This window comes from Streptomyces sp. NPDC056883, from assembly GCF_042788835.1.
Taxonomy (GTDB): Bacteria; Actinomycetota; Actinomycetes; order Streptomycetales; family Streptomycetaceae; genus Streptomyces; species Streptomyces stoeckheimensis.
This window is the reverse complement of sequence record NZ_JBHUBS010000003.1, coordinates 231,523-252,217: the sequence shown is the minus strand read 5'-3', so window position 1 is coordinate 252,217 and position 20,695 is coordinate 231,523. Positions and strand designations below refer to the sequence as shown.

At 70.6% G+C, this 20,695-nt stretch carries 20 protein-coding genes and 1 tRNA gene; 18 read left to right on the top strand and 3 right to left on the bottom strand.

From position 1 onward, the window contains the following. Positions 1-103: 103 nt before the first annotated feature. The 3 genes from ACFRU2_RS10185 (at position 104) to ACFRU2_RS10175 (ending at position 3,042) form a co-directional block, all read left to right on the top strand. On the top strand, positions 104-718 hold the full coding sequence (locus tag ACFRU2_RS10185; RefSeq protein ID WP_382970161.1) for a dihydrofolate reductase family protein: 615 nt from the start codon (positions 104-106) through the stop codon (positions 716-718). 170 nt (positions 719-888) lie between these two features. Next, positions 889-1,803 carry a DMT family transporter gene (locus ACFRU2_RS10180; protein ID WP_382970158.1) on the top strand — a complete coding sequence of 305 codons (915 nt, stop codon included), beginning with the start codon at positions 889-891 and terminating at the stop codon, positions 1,801-1,803. A 54-nt stretch (positions 1,804-1,857) separates the two neighbouring features. Beyond that, entirely contained in the window at positions 1,858-3,042 is a 1,185-nt protein-coding gene (locus tag ACFRU2_RS10175) for a cytochrome P450 (protein ID WP_382970155.1), read from the top strand. Between the two features lie 95 nt (positions 3,043-3,137). Here the strand turns inward: ACFRU2_RS10175 and ACFRU2_RS10170 are convergent, their stop codons facing one another. Next, positions 3,138-4,142, bottom strand: coding sequence for a Gfo/Idh/MocA family oxidoreductase (locus ACFRU2_RS10170; protein ID WP_382970153.1), 1,005 nt, complete (start codon positions 4,140-4,142; stop codon positions 3,138-3,140). Positions 4,143-4,378: 236 nt separating this feature from the next. Here ACFRU2_RS10170 and ACFRU2_RS10165 point away from each other — a divergent pair, with 236 nt between their 5' ends. From ACFRU2_RS10165 to ACFRU2_RS10105, 13 genes are all read left to right on the top strand, one after another. Continuing rightward, positions 4,379-5,368, top strand: coding sequence for a sugar ABC transporter substrate-binding protein (locus tag ACFRU2_RS10165; RefSeq protein WP_382970150.1), 990 nt, complete (start codon positions 4,379-4,381; stop codon positions 5,366-5,368). Continuing rightward, positions 5,365-6,426: an ABC transporter permease gene (locus tag ACFRU2_RS10160; RefSeq protein WP_382970148.1), complete on the top strand. Its 1,062-nt coding sequence runs from the start codon at positions 5,365-5,367 to the stop codon at positions 6,424-6,426. Before ACFRU2_RS10165 ends, ACFRU2_RS10160 begins: the two co-directional genes overlap by 4 nt. Further along, a complete protein-coding gene (locus ACFRU2_RS10155; RefSeq protein ID WP_382970145.1) occupies positions 6,396-7,301 on the top strand; it encodes an ATP-binding cassette domain-containing protein in 906 nt (301 codons plus the stop codon). Before ACFRU2_RS10160 ends, ACFRU2_RS10155 begins: the two co-directional genes overlap by 31 nt. 16 nt (positions 7,302-7,317) lie before the next feature. After that, complete coding sequence (locus ACFRU2_RS10150) at positions 7,318-8,481, top strand: ROK family glucokinase (RefSeq protein ID WP_274550214.1); 1,164 nt, start codon at positions 7,318-7,320, stop codon at positions 8,479-8,481. After that, positions 8,478-9,068, top strand: a complete 591-nt coding sequence (locus ACFRU2_RS10145) for a hypothetical protein (RefSeq protein WP_382970141.1) — start codon at positions 8,478-8,480, stop codon at positions 9,066-9,068. Before ACFRU2_RS10150 ends, ACFRU2_RS10145 begins: the two co-directional genes overlap by 4 nt. Positions 9,069-9,097: 29 nt before the next feature. Next, positions 9,098-9,172, top strand: a tRNA-Trp gene (locus ACFRU2_RS10140). A gap of 43 nt (positions 9,173-9,215) precedes the next feature. Next, positions 9,216-9,848, top strand: coding sequence for an MBL fold metallo-hydrolase (locus tag ACFRU2_RS10135; RefSeq protein ID WP_382970139.1), 633 nt, complete (start codon positions 9,216-9,218; stop codon positions 9,846-9,848). A gap of 30 nt (positions 9,849-9,878) precedes the next feature. Continuing rightward, the gene (locus ACFRU2_RS10130; protein ID WP_382970137.1) at positions 9,879-10,658 is read left to right on the top strand and encodes an exodeoxyribonuclease III; all 780 of its coding nucleotides are present in this window, start codon (positions 9,879-9,881) and stop codon (positions 10,656-10,658) included. Between the two features lie 120 nt (positions 10,659-10,778). Continuing rightward, positions 10,779-11,219 (top strand): DUF6278 family protein, encoded by a 441-nt coding sequence (locus tag ACFRU2_RS10125; RefSeq protein ID WP_250740494.1) that lies wholly within the window; start codon positions 10,779-10,781, stop codon positions 11,217-11,219. Between the two features lie 125 nt (positions 11,220-11,344). Next, positions 11,345-12,088, top strand: a complete 744-nt coding sequence (locus ACFRU2_RS10120; RefSeq protein ID WP_250740493.1) for an amino acid ABC transporter ATP-binding protein — start codon at positions 11,345-11,347, stop codon at positions 12,086-12,088. A gap of 11 nt (positions 12,089-12,099) precedes the next feature. Beyond that, positions 12,100-13,005: a glutamate ABC transporter substrate-binding protein gene (locus tag ACFRU2_RS10115; RefSeq protein WP_382970133.1), complete on the top strand. Its 906-nt coding sequence runs from the start codon at positions 12,100-12,102 to the stop codon at positions 13,003-13,005. A gap of 17 nt (positions 13,006-13,022) precedes the next feature. Next, positions 13,023-13,667 (top strand): amino acid ABC transporter permease, encoded by a 645-nt coding sequence (locus ACFRU2_RS10110; RefSeq protein ID WP_274550219.1) that lies wholly within the window; start codon positions 13,023-13,025, stop codon positions 13,665-13,667. Further along, positions 13,664-14,551 (top strand): amino acid ABC transporter permease, encoded by an 888-nt coding sequence (locus ACFRU2_RS10105; RefSeq protein WP_382970130.1) that lies wholly within the window; start codon positions 13,664-13,666, stop codon positions 14,549-14,551. Before ACFRU2_RS10110 ends, ACFRU2_RS10105 begins: the two co-directional genes overlap by 4 nt. Positions 14,552-14,600: 49 nt before the next feature. On the opposite strand, the gene ACFRU2_RS10100 is transcribed toward ACFRU2_RS10105, so the two are convergent. Next, on the bottom strand, positions 14,601-16,199 hold the full coding sequence (locus ACFRU2_RS10100) for a CocE/NonD family hydrolase (protein ID WP_382970127.1): 1,599 nt from the start codon (positions 16,197-16,199) through the stop codon (positions 14,601-14,603). 124 nt (positions 16,200-16,323) lie between these two features. Further along, a complete protein-coding gene (locus ACFRU2_RS10095) occupies positions 16,324-17,535 on the bottom strand; it encodes an Ig-like domain-containing protein (RefSeq protein ID WP_382970125.1) in 1,212 nt (403 codons plus the stop codon). Between the two features lie 226 nt (positions 17,536-17,761). Here ACFRU2_RS10095 and ACFRU2_RS10090 point away from each other — a divergent pair, with 226 nt between their 5' ends. Then, positions 17,762-18,937: a lipid II:glycine glycyltransferase FemX gene (locus tag ACFRU2_RS10090; RefSeq protein WP_382970122.1), complete on the top strand. Its 1,176-nt coding sequence runs from the start codon at positions 17,762-17,764 to the stop codon at positions 18,935-18,937. Further along, positions 18,934-20,655: a murein biosynthesis integral membrane protein MurJ gene (gene murJ / locus ACFRU2_RS10085; RefSeq protein ID WP_382970119.1), complete on the top strand. Its 1,722-nt coding sequence runs from the start codon at positions 18,934-18,936 to the stop codon at positions 20,653-20,655. The genes ACFRU2_RS10090 and murJ overlap by 4 nt, the downstream gene beginning before the upstream one ends. Positions 20,656-20,695: the final 40 nt, after the last annotated feature.

Here is a 20,695-nt window from a genome sequence, read left to right as displayed (position 1 = left end):
GAAACGGACATCGCGTTCGCGCGCGCCGGAGCGATGAGTTCCCGGCGGCCCGGGAGTCTGAACCCGTGACAGTGGACGTACCGGAGCCAAGGAGTGCAGTGCCATGGGAAAGCTGACCCTCACCACCTTCCTGACCCTCGACGGCGTGATGCAGGCCCCGGGGGGCCCGGAGGAGGACCCCACCGGCGGGTTCGCGTACGGCGGGTGGCTCGTGCCCTTCGCCGACGAAGGCATGGGGGAGTTCATCACCGAGGTCTTCGACCGGGCCGGGGCCTTCCTGCTCGGCCGCCGGACCTACGAGATCTTCGCCTCGTACTGGCCGCAGCACGACGACCCCGCCGACCCGGTCGCGAGCAAGCTGAACCGGCTGCCCAAGTACGTGGCCTCGACCACGCTCAAGGAGCCCGCCTGGGGCCCCGCCACCGCGATCGACGGGGAGCAGCTGCAGAGCGAGGTCGTACGGGTCAAGGACGCGACCGAGGGGGAGCTGCAAGTACACGGCAGCGGCGCGCTGGCGCAGTGGCTGCTGGCGCGGGACCTGGTGGACGAGCTGAACCTGCTGGTCTTCCCCGTCTTCCTGGGCGGCGGACGGCGGCTGTTCCCGACGGGCGGGCTGCCGACGGCCTTCGAGCTGACGGGCTCCCGCACCACCTCGGCCGGCACGGCCATCCACACCTACCGGCCGACGGGCCGCGCCGCGTTCGGCACCTTCGCCTGACGCCGGGCCCCGGGCCCCGGCCCGCACCGCGCGGGAACCGGCGGTGCGGGGACCGGCGGTGCGGGCCGGGGATCAAAGGGCTCGACCGGCCGATCATGCTCCGGTAGCGTGGGCCCACCCCCCGTGCGAGCCGCCGAAGTCTCCACCTGCCTTCTGCCGTTGGAGAACCGGTGTCCACCATCGCCGCCCCCGCTTCCGTCGCCGCCCCCCGCAGGGCCTGGCTCGCGGATCTGCCGGTCCTGCTCGTCGCCGTCGTCTGGGGCGGCAGCTACCTCGCCGCCAAGGGCGTCACCACCACGCACACCGTGATCGCGGTGCTCGTCCTGCGCTTCGCGCTGGTCCTGCCCGTCCTCGCCGTCGCCGGCCGGCGAAAGCTGCGCGCGCTCACCCCCGCCCAGCTGCGCGGCGCCGGGGTCCTGGGACTCGTACTCGGCGGAATCTTCCTGCTGGAGACCTACGGGGTCGTCCACACCTCCGCCACCAACGCCGGGCTCATCATCAGCCTGACCATGATCTTCACCCCGCTCGCCGAGTCGGCCGTCCGGCGCGCGGCCCCCTCGCCCGCCTTCCTCGGCGCCGCGGCCGTCTCCGTCTGCGGAGTCGTGCTGCTCACCCAGGGGGCGGGCTTCACCACCCCGAGCCTCGGCGACCTCCTCATCCTCGGCGCCGCGCTCGCCCGGACGGCGCACGTCCTGCTCATGGCCCGGATCAAGGCCGTGCAGGAAGCCGACTCGCTCTCCCTGACCACCGTCCAGCTCGGGACCGCCGTCGCCGTGTTCGCCGTACTGGCCCTGCTGCCCGGCACCGGCGCGAGCCCCTGGGCGGCCGCCGCCGACTTCGGCCCGGCCGAGTGGGCCGGGCTCGCCTTCCTCTCCGTCTTCTGCACCCTGTTCGCCTTCTTCGTGCAGATGTGGGCCGTCCGCCGCACATCCCCCTCGCGCGTCAGCCTGCTGCTCGGCACCGAACCCCTGTGGGCCGCGGCTGCGGGCATCGCCATCGGCGGCGAGCGGCTCGGCGCGGCCGGATTCGCGGGGGTCGCGCTGGTGCTCGCGGGGACCGCCTGGGGGCGGCGCGCAGCTGGCTGAACGAATGACCGAAAGGTGCTCCAGAGCGATCAACTTCCCCTCTAGGGTGGCCACATGCCGGTTCTGGACCTCAGTACGATCGCCGAAGATTTCAACGAAAACCCGTACCCCCACTACGCACGCCTGCGTGCGGAGGGGGCCGTCCACCGGGTGAAGGCGGCGGACGGCCAGGAGGTCTGGCTGATCGTCGGTCACCAGGAGGCCCGCCAGGCCCTCACCCACCCCGCGGTGTCCAAGAACTGGCTGGCCTCCGGGCTCTACGCGGACCGGGAACGGACCGAGGCCAGCGCCAACATGATGCGCGCCGACCCGCCCGACCACACCCGGCTGCGCCGGCACGTCTCCCGCTCCTTCGCCCCCGCCCGGATCGACGAACTGCGCTCGCGCATCCAGGAGACCGTCGACGGACTGCTCGACGGCATGGAGGCCTTGCCCGAGCGCCGCGCCGACCTGATCGAGGCCTTCGCCCGGCCGCTGCCCATGACCGTGATCTGCGAACTCCTCGGGGTTCCGGAGGCCGACCGCAGCGCCTTCCACGGCTGGATCACCGAGATGGTCTCGCCCACCGGGGTCGAGGCCGAGAACGCGGCCGTGCGCGCCATGACCGCCTACACGGCCGAGCTCGTCGACGCCAGGACGGCCCGTCCCGGCGAGGACCTGCTCAGCGACTGGGTGACCAGCCGGCTGGAAGGGGGAGACCGGCTCTCCCGGCAGGAGCTGGTCGCCATGGCCGTCCTGATGATGGTCGGCGGGCACGAGACCACCGTGCACTTGATCTCCAACGGGATGCGTGCGCTGCTCACCCACCCCGACCAGCTCGCCCTCCTGCGCGCCGACCCCGGCGGACTGATCGACGGCACCGTCGAGGAGATCCTGCGCTACGACGGCCCGGTGGAGACCGCCACGTTCCGCTTCGCCGGCACGGACCTGGAGATCGGCGACACCTTCATCGAGGCGGGCTCCGCCATCCTCGTCTGCCTCGCCGCGGCGGACCGGGACCCCGCCCGCTTCGCACGCCCCGAGACCTTCGACATCCGCCGCCCCGCCCGCGGCGGGCACATCGCCTTCGGACACGGCATCCACCACTGCGTCGCCGCCCCGCTCGGCCGGCTGGAGGGCCGGATCGCGATCCGCTCCCTGGTGGAGCGCTTCCCGGACCTCCGGGAGGAGCCGGTCGCCCTGGACTGGGCGCGCGGGACGCTGGTCCGGGGGACGACCCGCCACCCGGTGCGCTGGTAGCAGGCGTGCGCGGGACGGGCGTGACCAGTGGCTTACGGCCGGCGGACTTACCGACGGGCGGCTTACGGACCCCGGGTACCCGGCCACCGGCCGCCTCAGAGATCCGCGAGCTCCTCCACGGCCACCGGGCGCCGCTCCCGCCGCGAGAGCTCGCACGCCTCCGCCACCCGGAACGCGGCGAGCGCCTCGACGCCGTCGCAGGGATTGGGGCCCTCGCCCCGCACCAGCCGGACGAAGGCCTCCAGCTCGGCCTCGTAGGCGGGAGCGAAGCGCTCCAGGAACCCCGGCCACGGCTTGGTCGCCGGGGGCGGTCCCTGCGGCTCGGTGGAGGCGATCGGCGTACGGTCGTCCAGCCCGGTGGAGACCTGGTCCAGCTCCCCGGCCAGCTCCATCCGTACGTCGTACCCGGCGCCGTTGCACCGCGTACCGGTACTGGAGACCAGCGTCCCGTCGTCGAGGGTGAGGACGGCGGTGGCGGTGTCGATGTCACCCGCCTCCCGGAACCGCGCCGGCCCCGCGTCCGACCCGGTCGCGTACACCTCGCTCACCTCGTGCCCCGTCACCCAGCGGACCATGTCGAAGTCGTGCACCAGGCAGTCCCGGTACAGCCCGCCCGAGGTCCGCAGGTATTCGGCGGTCGGCGGCGAGGGATCCGCGGTCGTGGTCCGTACGGTGTGCAGCCGGCCCAGGGCCCCGGAGCGGACCAGCTCGCGCGCCGTCGTGTAGCCCGCGTCGAAGCGGCGCATGAACCCGAGCTGGAGCACCCCGCCGACCGCCGCCACCTCGCGCAGCACCGCCAGGGTGCGGTCCAGGTCCGGGGCCACCGGCTTCTCGCAGAACACCGGCAGCCCGCCGCGGACCGCCCGTACGACGAGGTCCGCGTGGCCCTCGGTGGCGCAGGACACCACCAGTGCGTCCACGCCCCAGGTGAAGATCTGCTCGACGGCAGGCGCGGCGGTGGCCCCGAGCCGGTCGGCGAGGCGCACCGCCCGCGCGGGGTCGGCGTCGGCGAGCAGGAGCGATCCCGCGTCCGCCTGGCGTGCCAGTGCCGCCGCGTGGAAGGAACCGATCCGGCCCGTTCCGATGAGCCCGATGCGCATGCACTCAACGTGGCCCCGTCCGGGGGAGCTGTCAATCTGTCCCGCTGTGTCCGGCACGGTCCGCAATGGCCCCGATGACCTTGCATGGTGCACTGTGACGGATACTGGGCGGCTGCGGCTTGAAACATATGACCGTTTCGGCGACCGGGTACCGCGGCGGGACAGCGCTCGCGGAACGGCCCGACAAGCGAAAGGCACGGGCAGACGTGGCTAGGGTTCGGACAGGGGTACGCCTCGTGGGCGCGGTGCTCGCGGCGGTACTGGGTGCCTCCCTCGTGGGCTGCAGCAGTACGGGCGGCAAGCGCGCCGAGGACCGCGCGAAGGCCGAGGCGGCGGGCCGGCCCGCCGTCTCCACTCCGCGCTGGACCTTCGCGATGGTCACCCACGCGGGAGACGGCGACACCTTCTGGGACATCGTGCAGAAGGGCGCGAAGGAGGCCGCGGCGAAGGACAACATCAACTTCGTCTACGCCCACGACGACCAGGCGCAGCAGCAGGCCCAGTTCGTCCAGAACGCCATCGACCAGAAGGTCGACGGGCTGATCGTCTCCCTCGCCAAGCCCGAGGCGCTCAAGGACGTCCTCGCCAAGGCCGTCAAGGCCGGCATTCCGGTGATCACGGTCAACTCCGGATCCGCCCAGTCCGCCGCGTACGGGGCGCTGACCCACATCGGCCAGGACGAGGAGATCGCCGGCGAGGCGGTCGGCACCGAGCTGGGCAAGCGCGGCCGCAAGAAGGCCGTCTGCGTCCTGCACGAGCAGGGCAACGTCGGCCACGAGCAGCGCTGCGCCGGAGCGAAGAAGACCTTCGCCGAGTCCGGCGGGACCATGGAGAACCTGTACGTCGAGGGCACCAACATGCCGTCCGTCCAGGCGGCCCTGCAGGCCAAGCTCCAGGCCGACCCCTCCGTCGACGCGATCCTCACCCTCGGCGCGCCCTTCGCCCCCACGGCCGTCAAGGCCAAGGACGCGGCGGGCAGCAAGGCCGAGGTCGACACCTTCGACCTGAACGCCTCCGTGGCCCGCGACCTGAAGGCCGGCACCCTCGGATTCGCCGTCGACCAGCAGCCCTACCTCCAGGGCTACGAGGCCGTGGACCTGCTCTGGCTCTACCGCTACAACGCCGACGTGCTCGGCGGCGGCAAGCCGGTGCTCACCGGCCCGCAGATCGTCACGGGGGCCGAGGCGGCCACGCTGGAGAAGTTCATCAACCGGGGCAGCCGATGAGCACCGGCACCACCACCCAGGCCCCCGCCCCCGCTCCCGCCCCGCGCGACGAGCGGCTCGCGCCCACCTCGCTGCTGCGCCGCCTCCTCGGCCGCCCCGAGCTCGGCGCGGTGGTCGGCGCGGCCGCCGTCTTCGTCTTCTTCTCCTTCGCCGCGGACAGCTTCCTGCAGGCCTCCAGCCTGAGCACGATCCTGTACTCGGCCTCCACCATCGGCATCATGGCCGTCCCGGTGGCCCTGCTCATGATCGGCGGCGAGTTCGACCTGTCCGCCGGGGTCATGGTCACCTCGTCGGCGCTGCTCAGCTCGATGTTCAGCTACCAGATGACCGCCAACGTCTGGGTGGGCGTCCTCGTATCGCTGCTGGTCACCCTGGGGATCGGGTTCTTCAACGGGTTCATGCTGACCCGCACGAAACTGCCCAGCTTCATCATCACGCTCGGCACCTTCCTGATGCTGACCGGCCTGAACCTCGGCTTCACCAAGCTGATCAGCGGCTCGGTCTCCACCAAGACCATCGCCGACATGGAGGGCTTCTCCTCCGCCCGCGCGCTCTTCGCCTCGCAGTGGACCTTCGGCTCGGTCACCCTCAAGGTCACCATCCTGTGGTGGCTGCTCCTGGTCGCCGTGGCCACCTGGATCCTGCTGCGCACCCGTGCCGGGAACTGGATCTTCGCCGTCGGCGGCGGCGCGGACGCCGCCCGGGCGACCGGCGTACCGGTCGTGAAGACCCGTATCGGCCTGTACATGGGCGTCGCACTGTGCGCCTGGATCTCCGGGCAGCACATCCTCTTCTCGTTCGACGTGGTCCAGTCGGGCGAGGGAGTCGGCAACGAGTTCCTCTACATCATCGCGGCCGTCATCGGCGGCTGTCTGATGACCGGCGGCTACGGCTCGGCCATCGGCTCCGCCGTGGGCGCCTTCATCTTCGGCATGACCAGCAACGGCATCGTGTACGCCCAGTGGAACCCGGACTGGTTCAAGTTCTTCCTCGGCGCGATGCTGCTGCTGGCCACGCTGCTCAACGCATGGGTCCGCAAGCGGGCGGAGGCGAAGTGATGTCCGAGACCGCACCGGCTCTGGTGAAGCTGACCGGGGTCAGCAAGTACTACGGCAACATCCGCGCCCTCCAGGACGTCTCCCTGGAGGTCTCGGCCGGCGAGATCACCTGCGTCCTCGGCGACAACGGCGCGGGCAAGTCCACCCTCATCAAGATCATTGCGGGGCTGCACCGGCACGACGCCGGCACCTTCGAGATCGAGGGCGAGGAGACCGTCCTCGCCAACCCGCGCGCCGCCCTCGACCGCGGCATCGCCACCGTCTACCAGGACCTCGCCGTGGTCCCGCTCATGCCCGTCTGGCGCAACTTCTTCCTCGGCTCGGAGCCCACCAAGGGCCGTGGCCCCTTCCGCCGCCTCGACGTGGAGCTCATGCGCCGGACCACCCGCGCCGAGCTGCTGCGCATGGGCATCGACCTGCGCGACGTGGACCAGCCCATCGGCACCCTGTCCGGCGGCGAGCGGCAGTGCGTGGCCATCGCCCGCGCCGTCCACTTCGGCGCGAAGGTCCTCGTGCTCGACGAGCCCACCGCCGCTCTCGGCGTCAAACAGTCCGGGGTGGTCCTCAAGTACGTCGCCGCGGCCCGTGACGCGGGCCTCGGCGTGGTCCTGATCACGCACAATCCGCACCACGCCCACCTGGTCGGGGACCGGTTCGTGCTGCTCAAGCGCGGCACCATGGCGGGCAGTCACACCCGTGACTCGATCACCCTGGACGAGCTCACCCGGCAGATGGCGGGCGGCTCCGAGCTCGACGAACTGAGCCACGAACTGGAGCGAGTGGCAGAATCAGGAGCTGACAGCGCATCCGCCTCCCCATCGGCCACTCCATCCGACCAGGCATCCGGCCCCACTGCGGGCCCTGCCGCACCCTGAGGGACGACACGACTCGATGAGCACGTACCGGGACTTCACGCTCGCCCACCGGGGGGCGGCGCGAGGCACCGTCCTGCGGACCATCGGGACCCGTGAGCGCCGGTCGCACCTGACCGCCCCGCGCGTTCCGACCGTCGGCATCGACATCGGCGGCACCAAGGTGATGGCCGGGGTCGTCGACGCCGACGGGGTCATCCTGGAGAAGATCCGGACCGAAACCCCGGACAAGTCCAAGAGCCCCAAGGTCGTCGAGGACACCATCGTCGAGCTGGTCCTCGACCTCTCCGACCGGCACGACGTGCACGCCGTGGGCATCGGCGCCGCCGGATGGGTCGACGCCGACCGCTCCCGCGTGCTGTTCGCCCCGCACCTGGCCTGGCGCGACGAACCGCTGCGCGACGCCCTCCAGTCCCGGCTCGCGGTCCCGGTCATGGTGGACAACGATGCCAACACCGCCGCCTGGGCCGAGTGGCGCTTCGGCGCCGGCCGGGGCGAGGACCACCTGGTCATGATCACCCTGGGCACCGGGATCGGCGGGGCCATCCTCGAAGGCGGCCAGGTCAAGCGCGGCCGCTACGGGGTCGCCGGTGAGTTCGGCCACATGCAGGTGGTCCCCGGTGGCCACCGGTGCCCCTGCGGCAACCGCGGCTGCTGGGAGCAGTACAGCTCCGGCAACGCCCTGGTCCGCGAGGCCCGCGAGCTGGCCGCCGCCGACTCCCCGGTCGCGTACAACCTCATCGCCCGGGTCGGCGGCAACGTCCACGAGATCACCGGGCCGCTCATCACCGAGCTGGCCCGCGAGGGCGACGCCATGTGCGTCGAGCTCCTCCAGGACATCGGCCAGTGGCTCGGCGTCGGCATCGCCAACCTCGCGGCCGCCCTCGACCCCTCCTGCTTCGTCATCGGGGGCGGCGTCAGCGCCGCCGACGACCTGCTCATCGGCCCCGCCCGGGACGCCTTCCGCCGCCACCTCACCGGCCGCGGGTACCGCCCGGAGGCCCGCATCGCCAAGGCCCAGCTCGGCCCCGAGGCCGGCATGGTCGGCGCCGCCGACCTCTCCCGGCTGGTCGCCCGCCGCTTCCGCCGTGCCACGCGCCGGCGCGTCGAGCGGTACGAGCGCTACGCGCAGTTCGGCCGGCGCGACACCACCACCGGCCCCGAGGACCAGGACCAGCAGTGACACCGCCCTCTTTGCCCCGCCAGGCCCCGTCCCCCGACGCGGGGTCCGGCGCGCCCACCCCCGCCGAGGACCGCAAGCACGTGGTGCGGCGCCGCTGGATCACGGCGATCATCATCCTGCTGCTGGTCGGCGTCCCGGCGGGCTACCTCGCCGTCTCCGCCCAGCAGAGCCGCCAGAGCGGCCGCGACAAGGCCGCCAAGGTGGGCGCCGAGAGGGTCCGCACCGCCTGGCCCTCCAAGGTGCAGCGCAGCGTCTACGAGGTCCCGATCCCGGTGAAGGCCTCGCGGGTCGGGTACCTGGAGACCAACAACTGGCACACCAGCCGCCTGTACGTGCAGTTCGGGGTCACCCCGGAGGAGCTCGACACCTTCCTCGCCGAAGTCGGCACCAGCCGGGAGGAGCTGACTCCCGGGGTGTCGATCTCCCCGAGCGACACCGCGTCCGCGGGCTGGCGCTGGGGTTCGAAGGGCAGCTGGTACGGGATCACCCTGGACGCACCGGACCCCCGGCCCACCCGCGACATCACCGTGGACCTGAGCCACCCCGGGTACCCCAAGGTCTACGTGGTCTCCACGGCAGTGCCCTAGGCCGGCGGGGGTAAAGTGCTGCCCGGGACGGGGCCGTAGCGCAGAGGTCGTCGCGCGCGGTCTCCAAAACTGCGAGGACGCCGGTTCGAATCCGGTCGGCTCCGTCTTCCCGCCGCGCAGCGGAGCCCGCGCCGCTAGCCTTGGATCATGAAACTCACCAAGCGGCTGCACTCCTGCGTCCAGCTGGAGAAGGACGGGCGCGTGCTCGTCATCGACCCGGGCGCCTTCAGCGAACCGGACGCCGGCCTCGGCGCCGACGTCCTGCTCGTCACCCACGAGCATTTCGACCACTTCGACGAGGGCCGGATCCGCGCCGCCCTCGACGTGAACCCGGCGGCGCAGCTGTGGACACTGGGCAGCGTCGCGGAGAAGCTGGCCCCCGCCTATCCGGGCCGCGTGCACACCGTGGGTCACGGGGACGCCTTCAGCGCGGCCGGCTTCGACGTCCAGGTGTACGGCGAACTGCACGCCGTGATCCACCCGGACATCCCGCGGATCACCAACGTCGGCTACCTGGTGGACGGGTCCGTCTTCCATCCCGGGGACGCGCTGACCGTGCCCGCGACCCCCGTCGAGACCCTCATGCTCCCGGTGCACGCGCCCTGGAACAAGATCGCCGAAGTGATCGACTACGTCCGCGAGGTCAAGCCGCGCCAGACCCTCGCCATCCACGACGCCGGTCTGACCGATCTCATCCTGCCGGTCTACGCCCACCAGATCGGCAACCTCGGCGGCGCCGCGTACGAACGACTCACCGCCGGGAACACCACCGAACTGTGACTGTCGGTGCCGGGCGGTAGGTTGGACGGCATGCGTATCGCCACGTTCAACGTCAACTCGATCACCGCCCGGCTGCCGCGCCTGCTGGCCTGGCTGGAGAGCTCCGGCACCGATGTCGTGTGCATCCAGGAGACCAAGTGCTCCGCGGAGCAGTTCCCGTACGAGGAGCTCCGCGCGCTGGGCTACGAGTCGGCCGTCAACGCCACCGGACGGTGGAACGGCGTCGCGCTGCTCTCCAAGGTCGGCCTGGAGGACGTGGTCACCGGCCTGCCCGGCGGGCCCGACTACGAGGGCGTCCAGGAGCCCCGCGCCATCTCCGCCACCTGCGGCGGCGTGCGCGTCTGGTCGGTGTACGTGCCCAACGGGCGCGAGGTCGAGCACGACCACTACGGCTACAAGCTGGACTGGTTCCGGGCCCTGGCCGCCGCCGTAGCCGAGGACGCGGCGGGGGAGCGCCCCTTCGCGGTGCTCGGCGACTTCAACGTGGCCCCGACCGATGAGGACGTCTACGACCCGGCCGTCTTCGAGGGCCTCACCCACGTGACCCCGGCCGAGCGCGCCGCCCTGGAGGCCCTGCGCACGGCCGGGCTCTCCGACGTCTTCCCGCGCGCGCTCAAGTACGACCGGCCCTACACCTTCTGGGACTACCGGATGCTGGCCTTCCCGAAGAACCGCGGCATGCGCATCGACCTGGTCTACGGGAACGAGGCCTTCACCAAGGCCGTCACCGACTCCTACGTGGACCGCGAGGAGCGCAAGGGCAAGGGCGCCTCCGACCACGCGCCGGTCGTCGTCGACCTGGAGGTCTAGCCGTCTCGGCCCGGGCCGTCCCTTCCGGATCTTGCCCGGCCCGCGCCGATTGTCCCCGCGGCCCGTGATCCTCAGGCGCGCCCTATGGCCGGTCGCGGGTCCTGGTGTCAGGCTGGCCCCATGAACATCCCTTTCCTGGCCAACTGGATCAACCGACATGAAACGGACCGGGGCGCGGGACTCGCCGCGGCCCTCGCGGACGATCCGGAGGGCATCAACGAGTTGTTCGCGGAATGCGAGATGCTGCGCGCCCAGGCGCGCTCGGCCGGGCTCGAACTCGACGAGAGCCCGCGCTCGTTGGAGGAGATCGACCAGCTGATGCCGCGGTGGCGCCGAGATCCGGAGATCACCCCGTGGCTCGGCAACGACGCGGGCTTCTACCTCGGGACCGTGATCATCCGCTCCGTTCCGGGCGCCGCCTGGCAGGTGTGGCCCAACGGGCAGCCGATGATCCGGCTGGCCTCGGGCCGCGAGCTGAACGTGGTCGAGTCGGGGGTGTCCTGGGCGATGACGGGTTCCCCCGAGCTCAGCCAGGCGTACGCCGAGGCCTCGGAGGGCTGACGCTCCACGGAAGGCTGACCTCGCGGGCCTTTATGCGGCTTTTAGGCGTGTCGCGGTGAAGTGCCCTTCCGCGGCTGGATAGTTTGCGCTGACCTCGACACACCGACAAGTGGGCAGGGCAGCGTATGGCCGTCGATCCGTTGATCGAGCTGCGGGACGTCAACAAGCACTTCGGACAACTGCACGTCCTCCAGGACATCAACCTCACCGTCGGCCGCGGGGAGGTGGTGGTGGTCATCGGCCCCTCCGGCTCCGGGAAATCGACCCTGTGCCGGGCGATCAACCGGCTGGAGACCATCGAGTCGGGCACGATCACGCTCGACGGGAAACCGCTGCCGGCCGAGGGCAAGGAGCTCGCCGCGCTCCGCGCGGACGTGGGGATGGTCTTCCAGTCCTTCAACCTCTTCGCGCACAAGACCGTCCTCGCCAACGTCTCCCTCGCCCAGATCAAGGTCAGGAAGCGCAAGAAGGAGGAAGCCGACAAGCGCTCCCGCGAGCTGCTGGAACGGGTCGGCCTCGCGAACCAGGCCGAGAAGTTCCCGGCCCAGCTCTCCGGCGGCCAGCAGCAGCGCGTGGCCATCGCCCGCGCGCTCGCCATGAACCCCAAGGCCCTCCTCTTCGACGAGCCCACCTCCGCGCTCGACCCGGAGATGATCAACGAGGTGCTGGAGGTCATGCAGCAGCTCGCCGCGGAGGGCATGACCATGGTCGTGGTCACCCACGAGATGGGCTTCGCCCGCTCCGCCGCCAACCGCGTCGTGTTCATGGCCGACGGAAAGATCGTCGAGGACCGGACCCCGGAGGCCTTCTTCACCGCCCCCGAGAGCGACCGGGCCAAGGACTTCCTCTCCAAGATCCTCAAGCACTGAGGGGCGGTCCGATGAAGCACGCCCTGCGCGTACTGGCCCTGGCCACGTTGCTGCTGGCCGCCACCGCCTGCGGAAAGTCCGGCAGCCCGCCGGTCAAGGGTCCGCAGCCCGAGGACCTGCCCGTCTACCAGGTCCAGTCCGGCTTCCAGCTGCCGGACTCCCCGACCTGGGAGAAGGCCAAGCGGCGCGGCCACCTCGTGGTCGGCGCCAAGGAGGACCAGCCGTACATGGGGGAGAAGGACCCCGCGAGCGGCCGCTACTCCGGCTTCGACATCGAGATCGCCAAGATGATGTCCGCCTCGCTCGGCTTCGACCCCAAGACGATCGAGTTCAAGACGATCGCCTCCGCCAACCGCGAGACGGCCCTGCAGAACGGCCAGATCGACTACTACGTCGGCACCTACACGATCAACGACAACCGCAAGAAGCAGGTCGGCTTCGCCGGCCCCTACTTCATGGCCGGCCAGTCCCTGCTGGTGCGCAAGGGGGAGACGGACATCAAGGGCCCCGAGGACCTCGACGGCAAGAAGGTCTGCTCGGCCGCAGGCTCCACCCCCTACCAGCGGCTCCAGAAGGAGTTCCCGCGGGCCGTCCTCGTCGCCTACGACACGTACTCGGTCTGCGTGGACAACCTGCTGACCTACCAGGTCGACGCGGTCTCCACCGACGACTCCATTCTCCTCGGCTACGCGGCCAAGGTCCCCGAGGAGCTCAAGGTGGTCGGCAAGCCCTTCTCCGAGGAGCCCTACGGCATCGGCGTCCCGCGCTCCGACAACGCCCTGCGGTTCGCGCTCGACGACGCACTCGCGGCGAACGAGAAGAACGGCAACTGGAAGAAGGCCTACGAGGCCACGCTCGGCCTCTCCGGCCAGCCGGCGCCGACACCGCCCGCCATCGACCGCTACCCGGCGAGCTGAGGGGAGAGCGCACCGCCATGGACGTACTCACCGAAAACTTCTCGCTCTACGGGAAGGGCTTCCTCGGCACCGTGGAACTCACGGTCTACGCCTCCCTCCTGGCCCTGGTCCTCGGATTCCTGATGGCCTCCTTCCGCGTCGCCCCCGTCGGCTCCTTCCGGGTCTTCGGCACCGTCTGGGTGACCATCCTGCGCAACACCCCGCTCACCCTGCTCTTCTTCGCCGTGCTGCTCGGCCTGCCCCGCTTCGGCCTGGTCCTGCCCTTCCAGCTCTTCGCCGTGCTGGCCCTGGGCTGTTACACCTCGGCCTTCATCTGCGAGGTCCTGCGCTCCGGCATCAACACCGTGCCCAAGGGTCAGGGCGAGGCGGCCCGCAGCCTCGGCATGTCCTTCGGCCAGACCCTGGGCACCGTCGTCCTGCCCCAGGCCTTCCGGTCCGTCATCCCGCCCATCGGCTCCACGCTGATCGCGCTCGCCAAGAACTCCGCGATCGCCGGCGCCTTCAGCGTCACCGAGCTGCTGGGCACGTACAAGACCCTCAACGAGCTGGGCTACAGCATCATCTGGACCTTCGTCTGGATCGCGGTCGGCTACCTGATCATCACCCTGTCCATCAGCGCGCTGTTCAACGTGCTCGAAAAGCGCTACGGAGTCGCCCGATGACCGCGCACGCGCTCCACGGTGACCTGGAGTCCACCGCCCTCTACGACCTGCCGGGCCCGCGCGCCCAGCGCCGCCACTTCTTCTACGGGATCGCCTCGACGGCCGTCATCCTCGGACTGATCGGCTGGCTGCTCTACCTGCTCTTCGACACGAACCAGTTCACCGCCGCCAAGTGGAGCCCCTTCACCTACAAGGGCATCCAGGAGCTGCTGCTCAAGGGCCTGTGGAACACCCTCAAGGCCTTCGCCTACGCCTCGGTGCTCTCGCTCGTGTTCGGCGCGGTGCTCGCGACGGGCCGGCTCTCGGTCCACCGGCCGGTGCGCTGGCTGTGCACGCTGTGCGTGGAGTTCTTCCGGGCCATGCCGGTGCTGGTGATGATCTTCTTCATCTTCGTCGCGCTCAAGGTCCAGCCGCTGCCCGCGCTGGTCGCCGGACTGACCCTGTACAACGGCTCGGTGCTGGCCGAGGTCTTCCGGACCGGCATCAACTCGGTGGAGAAGGGCCAGCGCGAAGCCGCGTACGCCCTGGGCATGCGCAAGACCCAGGTGATGACCTACGTCCTGGCCCCGCAGGGGATCCGGGCGATGCTGCCCACGATCATCAGCCAGTTGGTGGTCGCCCTCAAGGACACTTCGCTCGGCTACCTGATCACCTACGAGGAGTTCCTGCACGCGGGCAAGCTGATCGCCTCCAACCTCGACTACGACCTCCCCTTCATCCCCGTCGTGATGATCATCTCGCCGATCTACATCGGGATGTGCATGCTCCTGTCCTGGTTCGCCACCTGGGTGGCCCGGCGCGAGCGCGGCAACCCCAAGACCAAGGCGGTCGGCATCGACATCGACGTGGCCGACCCCGGAACGGCGCTGCCGGGCCGGATCTGACCCGCGGGGCGTCCCCCAGAGCCACACCCGGCACGGCAGCAGCCGCGGATCACTGCTCGCGCAGCGGCACCGAGACGTACGAGGGATCGGTGCGCGGCGAGGAGAAGGTCAGCTGCCCGCCGGTCGGGTTGTGCTCGATGTACAGCGGGTCGACGGTGTCGACGACCACCGCGAGGCGGTGCCCGGCCGGGACGTCGTAGGCGGTGGAGAAGAGCTCCAGGTCCACGCCGAAGGACCGGCCGGCCTGCTTGCCGTGGAAGGTGTACGGGGCGTTGCTGATCAGCTTCCCGATGCCGAGCGGGCCCACGTCGTAGAGGTACGCGACGAAGGTGCCGTCGGACTTCGAGGGCGTGACGGTGGTGTGCAGTGCGACCGTGCCCCGGATGCGGCGCTCCTCCTCGTAGCGCGGCGACTGCCAGACGGCGGCGAAGGCGCGGGGGAGCAGCGGGATGGAGGCGACGGGGGGCGTCCGGGCGATCTGGTCGAGGAGGTTGGAGAGCATGACGATCCCGCCGTTGGCGCCGGAGTCGATGCCGGTGAAGAGGTGCTCGCTGTCGGAGAGCATCAGCTTCTCGGCGCCGCCGCCGCCGACCGACTTCCAGTCGGCGTAGCCCTCGTAGCCGCCCTCGCTGCGGGGCTTGATCTGGACCGGGGCCTCGGCGTCGATGCCGTTGGCCGTGCCCTTGAGGTAGCGGTCGAACCAGCGGTGGGCGTTGGTCCAGGTGTCGTTGGGCAGTCCGAGCAGCCCGGTGGCCTCGGCGGTGGCGTGGTCCCCGGGGCGGAACTCCAGGCGCTTGGGGCCGGTCAGCTTCTCGAAGAACTTCGTGTACTGGTTGGGCGGGAAGATGGTGTCGCCCCAGGCGTTGCCGAGCATGATCGCGGCGCCGTTGGCGTTGATCGCGTCCACCTTCTCGGCGGCCGAGCGCTTCTTGCCCCACTCGATCATCTGCGGTTCCCGGTCCAGCTTCGAGCCGAGGAAGTCGCCGAGGATCTGCCGGAGTTCGGGGCCGGGGCGCCCGGTGAGGAAGCCGGCGCCGCCGAGCAGGGCGGCGGCCTGGAGGTGCTGGGTGCGGCCGGAGTAGATGGACTCGATGAGATCGGCCCAGCCGCTGAGCGCGACCACGGCCTTGATGCGCGGGTCGCTCGCGGAGGCCAGCAGGCTGATGCCCGCGCCGTAGGAGACCCCGCCCAGGCCGATGTGCGCGGTGTCGGCCGGGGTGTTGGCGAGCGCCCAGTCGATGACGGCGGAGACGTCGGCGGTGTCCGCCGGGCCGGCGGTCTCGATCTCGCCGCCGGAGAGCCAGAAGCCGCGGGAGGTGTAAGAGACCACCACGTAGCCGGAGTCGGCGAGCTTCTTGGCCTGGGCGATGTATTCGATCTGCGGCATGCCCCAGCTGGTGGGCAGCACGATCAGCGGATACTTCGCGCCGGCCCCGGCGCCGGCCGGGGTGAAGACGTTGCCCTTGAGGGTGATGCCGCCGGAGCCGGGGATGTCGTGGAACCGGAGCTCGGAGGAGGCCTCCGAGGCGGTGGCGGTCGTGGTGGCGGGAGCCGCCTGGGCCTGATGGGGGGCCAGGCCCAGGGCGGCTGCTGCCAGTACGGCTGCCAGGGCAGTCGCGGTGCTGGTGGTGCGGACCGTGCGGACCATCGATCGCTCCTCGCGTGTGCCGGGGTGTCAAAGTGACCCGACGGTAACGGGAGGGGCTTACCGGAAGTAACCCGTGAGTAAGTTACGTGGCGGTAACGATTGAACTTTGGTCAGTCCGTGTGGATCAGCCGACCTGCGGGGTTCCGGCGAGGGCGCTCTTGCCCTGCCACTGCTCCCAGGTGAGGTTCCACTCGCCGTAGCCGTTGCCGATGTCCGGATTGCCCTTGGAGCCCTGCCCCACGACCTCGAACGGGTCGCCGGCCTGGGCCGCCGCGAAGAACGCCTTCGCGTTCTCGTCGCTCATGCCCACGCAGCCGGAACTGGTGTTGGCGCGGCCGAAGTTGGCGGTGTTCCACGGTGCGGCGTGCACGTACATGCCCGACCAGGTCAGCCGGATCGAGTAGTCGACCATCTTGTCGTAGGAGTCGCCCAGGCCCACCGTCTGGGAGTCCATCCGGACGGTGCCCTCCTTCGCCATCATCACCATCTTCCCGTCCCAGGAGGCCTTCTTGCCGCCGGGCGTGCCCGCCGAGATCGGGATGGTGCTGACGACCTGGCCGCCTTCGGTGACCGTCGCCTTCTTCGTGTCGAGGTCCACCTTCACCTCGCGGTCCTTGCCGATCTTGAACTCGGTGGCGTAGTCCTTGACGAACATCCCGCCGCCGGGGCCGGAGTCCACGCCGTTCAGGTTCATCTGGACCTTCACGTCGGTGCCGGACTTCCAGTACTCCTTGGGCCGCCAGTCCACCCGGTCCTTGCCCGAGTAGTCCGTGATCCAGCCCCAGGAACCCTCGGTGTTGTTCGAGGTGGTGACCTTCAGCTGCTTCTCGACCGCGGCCTTGTCCTTCACCGGGTTGTCGAAGACGATCGAGACCGGCATGGCCACGCCCACGGTGCTGCCCTTAGGGATGTTGATCGAGACCTTGTTGACCTTGTCGGGGGCCGAGGTCTTGAACGTCGTCGTGGCGCTCTGGCTGTCCGTGTTCTGGGCCTCGACCTTGTAGTCGGCCGAGGGCAGGGCGTTGCCCTGCGAGGTCCAGGTCTTCCCGTCGGCGGATATCTGCCCGGCCAGTTCGCCGCCCTTGGCGTCCGTGACCTTCACCGCCGCGAGCTTGCCCTCGGCGATCGTCACGGTCACCGGCTGGCCCGCCTTGACCTGGTCGCCGGTGAGGTTCACCGAGACGGCCATATCGGGCTTCGGCTTCATTTCCGCCTTTGCCGCGCCTCCCGAGCTGGCGCCGCCGCCGCAGGCGGCCAGCGAGGCGGCCAGCAATGCGGTGCCGGCCGCCACGGCGGTGCGGCTGCGTACAGAGAAGACCCGGCGTGTGCGGCTCAATGGAGGGCCCCTTCATGGCGCGTAAGTAATGATCGTTCGCAAAAGAAGATGCGAACGGGGCAACTCTAGGTTGCGGAAGATGAAGAAAAGTTCAGTATTTCCCGTGTGACATGGACCGCAGCGATACGGTCATCGTCCGGTCACAATCGCCGCGCACGGCGGTCATGGACACCTGTGAGAGTCCTGTGCATCCACCGATCCGGACGGACAGGAAGGCCGATCTGCCGTGTGCGCACTGCTCGTGACCCCCACCCAGCAGGACCAGACCCGAAGCCGGGGCAGGGAGCTCACCGTGCGCCCGCTGTCCGAAGCGGAATATCGGGGATTCCTTTCACGGCACGGACGGGCCAGCTTTCTCCAGTACCCGTCCTGGGGTGCGGTAAAGGACCTTTGGCGGTCGGAAAAGGTCGGATGGCACTATCCCGGCGGTGAAATAGAAGGAGCCGGGCTCGTTCTCTACCGTCAATTCCCGGGCACCCGCAAATACTTCGCCTACCTCCCCGAAGGGCCCGTCGCCGACTGGGCGGACCCCGACATCGACCGCTGGCTGACCCCCCTCAAGAACCACCTCAAGGCCTCCGGCGCCTTCGCCGTCCGCATCGGGCCCACCCCCGCCTACCGCCGCTGGGACGCGGCCACCGCCAAGGCGGGCACCGGCCCGGGCCGGCAGATCTCCGACGTGCTCGCCACCGAGGTGGACCCGATCGGCGCCGCGCTCGCCGACCGGCTGCGCACCCGCGGCTGGAAGCGCTGCGGAGGCGAGGACGACGGCGACGCCCAGCCCCGCCACGTCTTCCGCGTCCCGCTCGCCGGGCGCACCCGCGACGACCTGTGGTCGGGCCTGAACCAGGAGTGGCGGCGCAATGTGCGCAAGGCCACGAAGGCGGGGGTCGAGACGGTCGTCGGCACGGCCGCCGAGCTGCCCGAGTTCTACCGGCTGTTGCGCATCACCGAGGAGCGCGACGGCTTCCGGCTCGGCCGCTCGCTCGCGTACTACCAGCAGCAGTACGAGGCCCTGAACGCCGAAGAACCCGGCCGCATGCGCCTCTACCTGGGCGTTCACCAGGGTGAGATCCTCGCCGCGCACACCATGATCGTGGCCGGCAGCCGGGTCTGGTACCAGACCGGCGCCTCCGCCGACCACCGCCGCGAGGTCCGCCCCAGCAACGCCCTGCAGTGGCGCATGATGTGTGACGCACATGCACTCGGAGCGGACGAATACGACATGCGCGGGGTACCCTCCACCCTCGACCCCGACGAACGTTCCTTCGGGCTGCTGCGCTGGAAGCTCGGCACCGGCGGACAGGTCGTCGAAACCCTCGGCGAGTGGGAGACCTCCATGGACGGATACGCCAACACGGCCCTCTACAAGGCGTTCCAGGCGTACATGGCCCGCCGGTGACCCTCGCAGACCCCAGAGCGGCCGAGGCCGCAGAGGCCGCGGCAGAGCCCGCGACACAGGACCGCACCGACCGCGCGGCACCGAAGAAGACCTCGGTGCTGCGCAGCGGCGCGCTCATGGCCGCCGGCTCGGTCGTCTCCCGCGCCACCGGCTTCGTCCGCTCCGCCGTGATCGTCGCCGCCCTCGGCACCACCCTGCTCGGCGACGGCTACGCGGTCGCCAACACCGTCCCGAACATCCTGTACATCCTGCTCATCGGCGGCGCCCTCAACGCCGTCTTCGTCCCCGAGCTGGTCCGCGCCGCCAAGGAGCACGAGGACGGCGGCGCCGCCTACACCGACCGGCTGCTCACCGTCTGCACGGCCGCGCTGCTGGTCCTCACCGCCGCCGCCGTCCTGGCAGCCCCGCTCATCGTCTCGGCGTACACCGGCTACAGCGGCGGCCAGGAGTCCGTCACCGTGGCCCTGGCCCGGTACTGCCTCCCGCAGATCCTGTTCTACGGGCTGTTCACGCTGCTCGGGCAGGTGCTCAACGCCCGCGGCCGGTTCGGCGCCATGATGTGGACCCCGGTCCTCAACAACCTCGTCGTCATCGCCGTCTTCGGACTCTTCCTCGCCGTCTCCCACGGCGCCGGCGACGGCCTGAGCGCCGCCGACACCCGGCTCCTGGGCATCGGCACCACCGCCGGCATCGTCGTCCAGGCCCTCGGCCTGATCCCCTCGCTGCGCGCCGCCCGCTTCCGCTGGCGCCCCCGCTTCGACTGGCGCGGCAGCGGACTGGCCCGCCCGCTGCGCAACGCGGGCTGGCTCGTCCTGCTCGTCCTGACCAACCAGATCGCGTACTGGGTCGTGACCCGGCTCTCCACCGCCACCGGCGAGCACGCCGTCGCCGAGGGCCTCGCCGGCGGCGCCGGATACACCGCCTACAGCAACGCCTACCTGCTGTGGATGGTCCCGCAGGGCATCATCACCGTCTCCCTCGTCACCGCCCTCATGCCCCGGATGAGCTCCGCGGCCACCGACGGCGACCTCGGGGCCGTACGCAAGGACGTCTCCTACGCGCTGCGCTCCAGCGCGGCCCTGATCGTCCCCGCCGCCGCGCTCTTCGCGGCCCTCGCCCCCTGGGTGACCGGCAGCGTCTTCGAGTACGGACGCACCGGCCCCGCCGACGTCGCCGTCATGGCCGGCATGCTCGCGGCCTTCGCACCCGGCCTGATCGCCTACTCCGCGCAGTACGTGCTCTCCCGCGGCTTCTACGCCCTGTCCGACACCCGGACCCCCTTCTTCCTCAACCTCACCATCGCCGCCCTCAACGCCGGGCTCTCGGCCGCCGCGTACCTCCTGCTGCCGCCGCGCTGGGCCGTCACCGGCATGGCCGCGGCCTGCTCGATCGCCTTCACCGCGGGCGCGGCCGTCACCGCGTACGTCCTGTCCCGGCGCCTCGGCCCGCGCACGGGGACCCGGACGGAACGCCGGAGCACCGCGGTACGCACCCACCTGCGGCTCCTCGCCGCCTGCGCCCCGGCGGGCGCCGCCGGGTACGCGGCCGCGCGCTCCGTCGACCGGTTCGGGAACCTGTCCGGGCCCCTCGGGAACTTCGCCGGGGTCGCGGCGGGAACCGCGGTGATCGTCCTCGGCGTCGTACTCCTCGCCCGCCCCCTGCGGCTCACGGAGATCACCGACCTGCTGGACTCCGTACGCCGCAAGACCGGCCGTTAGGTCGTCCCCGCTTCCGATCGCACCGATATCGGCCGAAGGG

Coding starts and splice junctions, on each gene's coding strand:
- ACFRU2_RS10185 (WP_382970161.1), top strand. CDS start 104: ATGGGAAAGCTGACCCTCACCACCTTCCTGACCCTCGACGGCGTGATG.
- ACFRU2_RS10175 (WP_382970155.1), top strand. CDS start 1,858: ATGCCGGTTCTGGACCTCAGTACGATCGCCGAAGATTTCAACGAAAAC.
- ACFRU2_RS10170 (WP_382970153.1), bottom strand. CDS start 4,142: ATGCGCATCGGGCTCATCGGAACGGGCCGGATCGGTTCCTTCCACGCG.
- ACFRU2_RS10160 (WP_382970148.1), top strand. CDS start 5,365: ATGAGCACCGGCACCACCACCCAGGCCCCCGCCCCCGCTCCCGCCCCG.
- ACFRU2_RS10155 (WP_382970145.1), top strand. CDS start 6,396: ATGGGTCCGCAAGCGGGCGGAGGCGAAGTGATGTCCGAGACCGCACCG.
- ACFRU2_RS10150 (WP_274550214.1), top strand. CDS start 7,318: ATGAGCACGTACCGGGACTTCACGCTCGCCCACCGGGGGGCGGCGCGA.
- ACFRU2_RS10135 (WP_382970139.1), top strand. CDS start 9,216: ATGAAACTCACCAAGCGGCTGCACTCCTGCGTCCAGCTGGAGAAGGAC.
- ACFRU2_RS10130 (WP_382970137.1), top strand. CDS start 9,879: ATGCGTATCGCCACGTTCAACGTCAACTCGATCACCGCCCGGCTGCCG.
- ACFRU2_RS10125 (WP_250740494.1), top strand. CDS start 10,779: ATGAACATCCCTTTCCTGGCCAACTGGATCAACCGACATGAAACGGAC.
- ACFRU2_RS10120 (WP_250740493.1), top strand. CDS start 11,345: ATGGCCGTCGATCCGTTGATCGAGCTGCGGGACGTCAACAAGCACTTC.
- ACFRU2_RS10115 (WP_382970133.1), top strand. CDS start 12,100: ATGAAGCACGCCCTGCGCGTACTGGCCCTGGCCACGTTGCTGCTGGCC.
- ACFRU2_RS10110 (WP_274550219.1), top strand. CDS start 13,023: ATGGACGTACTCACCGAAAACTTCTCGCTCTACGGGAAGGGCTTCCTC.
- ACFRU2_RS10105 (WP_382970130.1), top strand. CDS start 13,664: ATGACCGCGCACGCGCTCCACGGTGACCTGGAGTCCACCGCCCTCTAC.
- ACFRU2_RS10100 (WP_382970127.1), bottom strand. CDS start 16,199: ATGGTCCGCACGGTCCGCACCACCAGCACCGCGACTGCCCTGGCAGCC.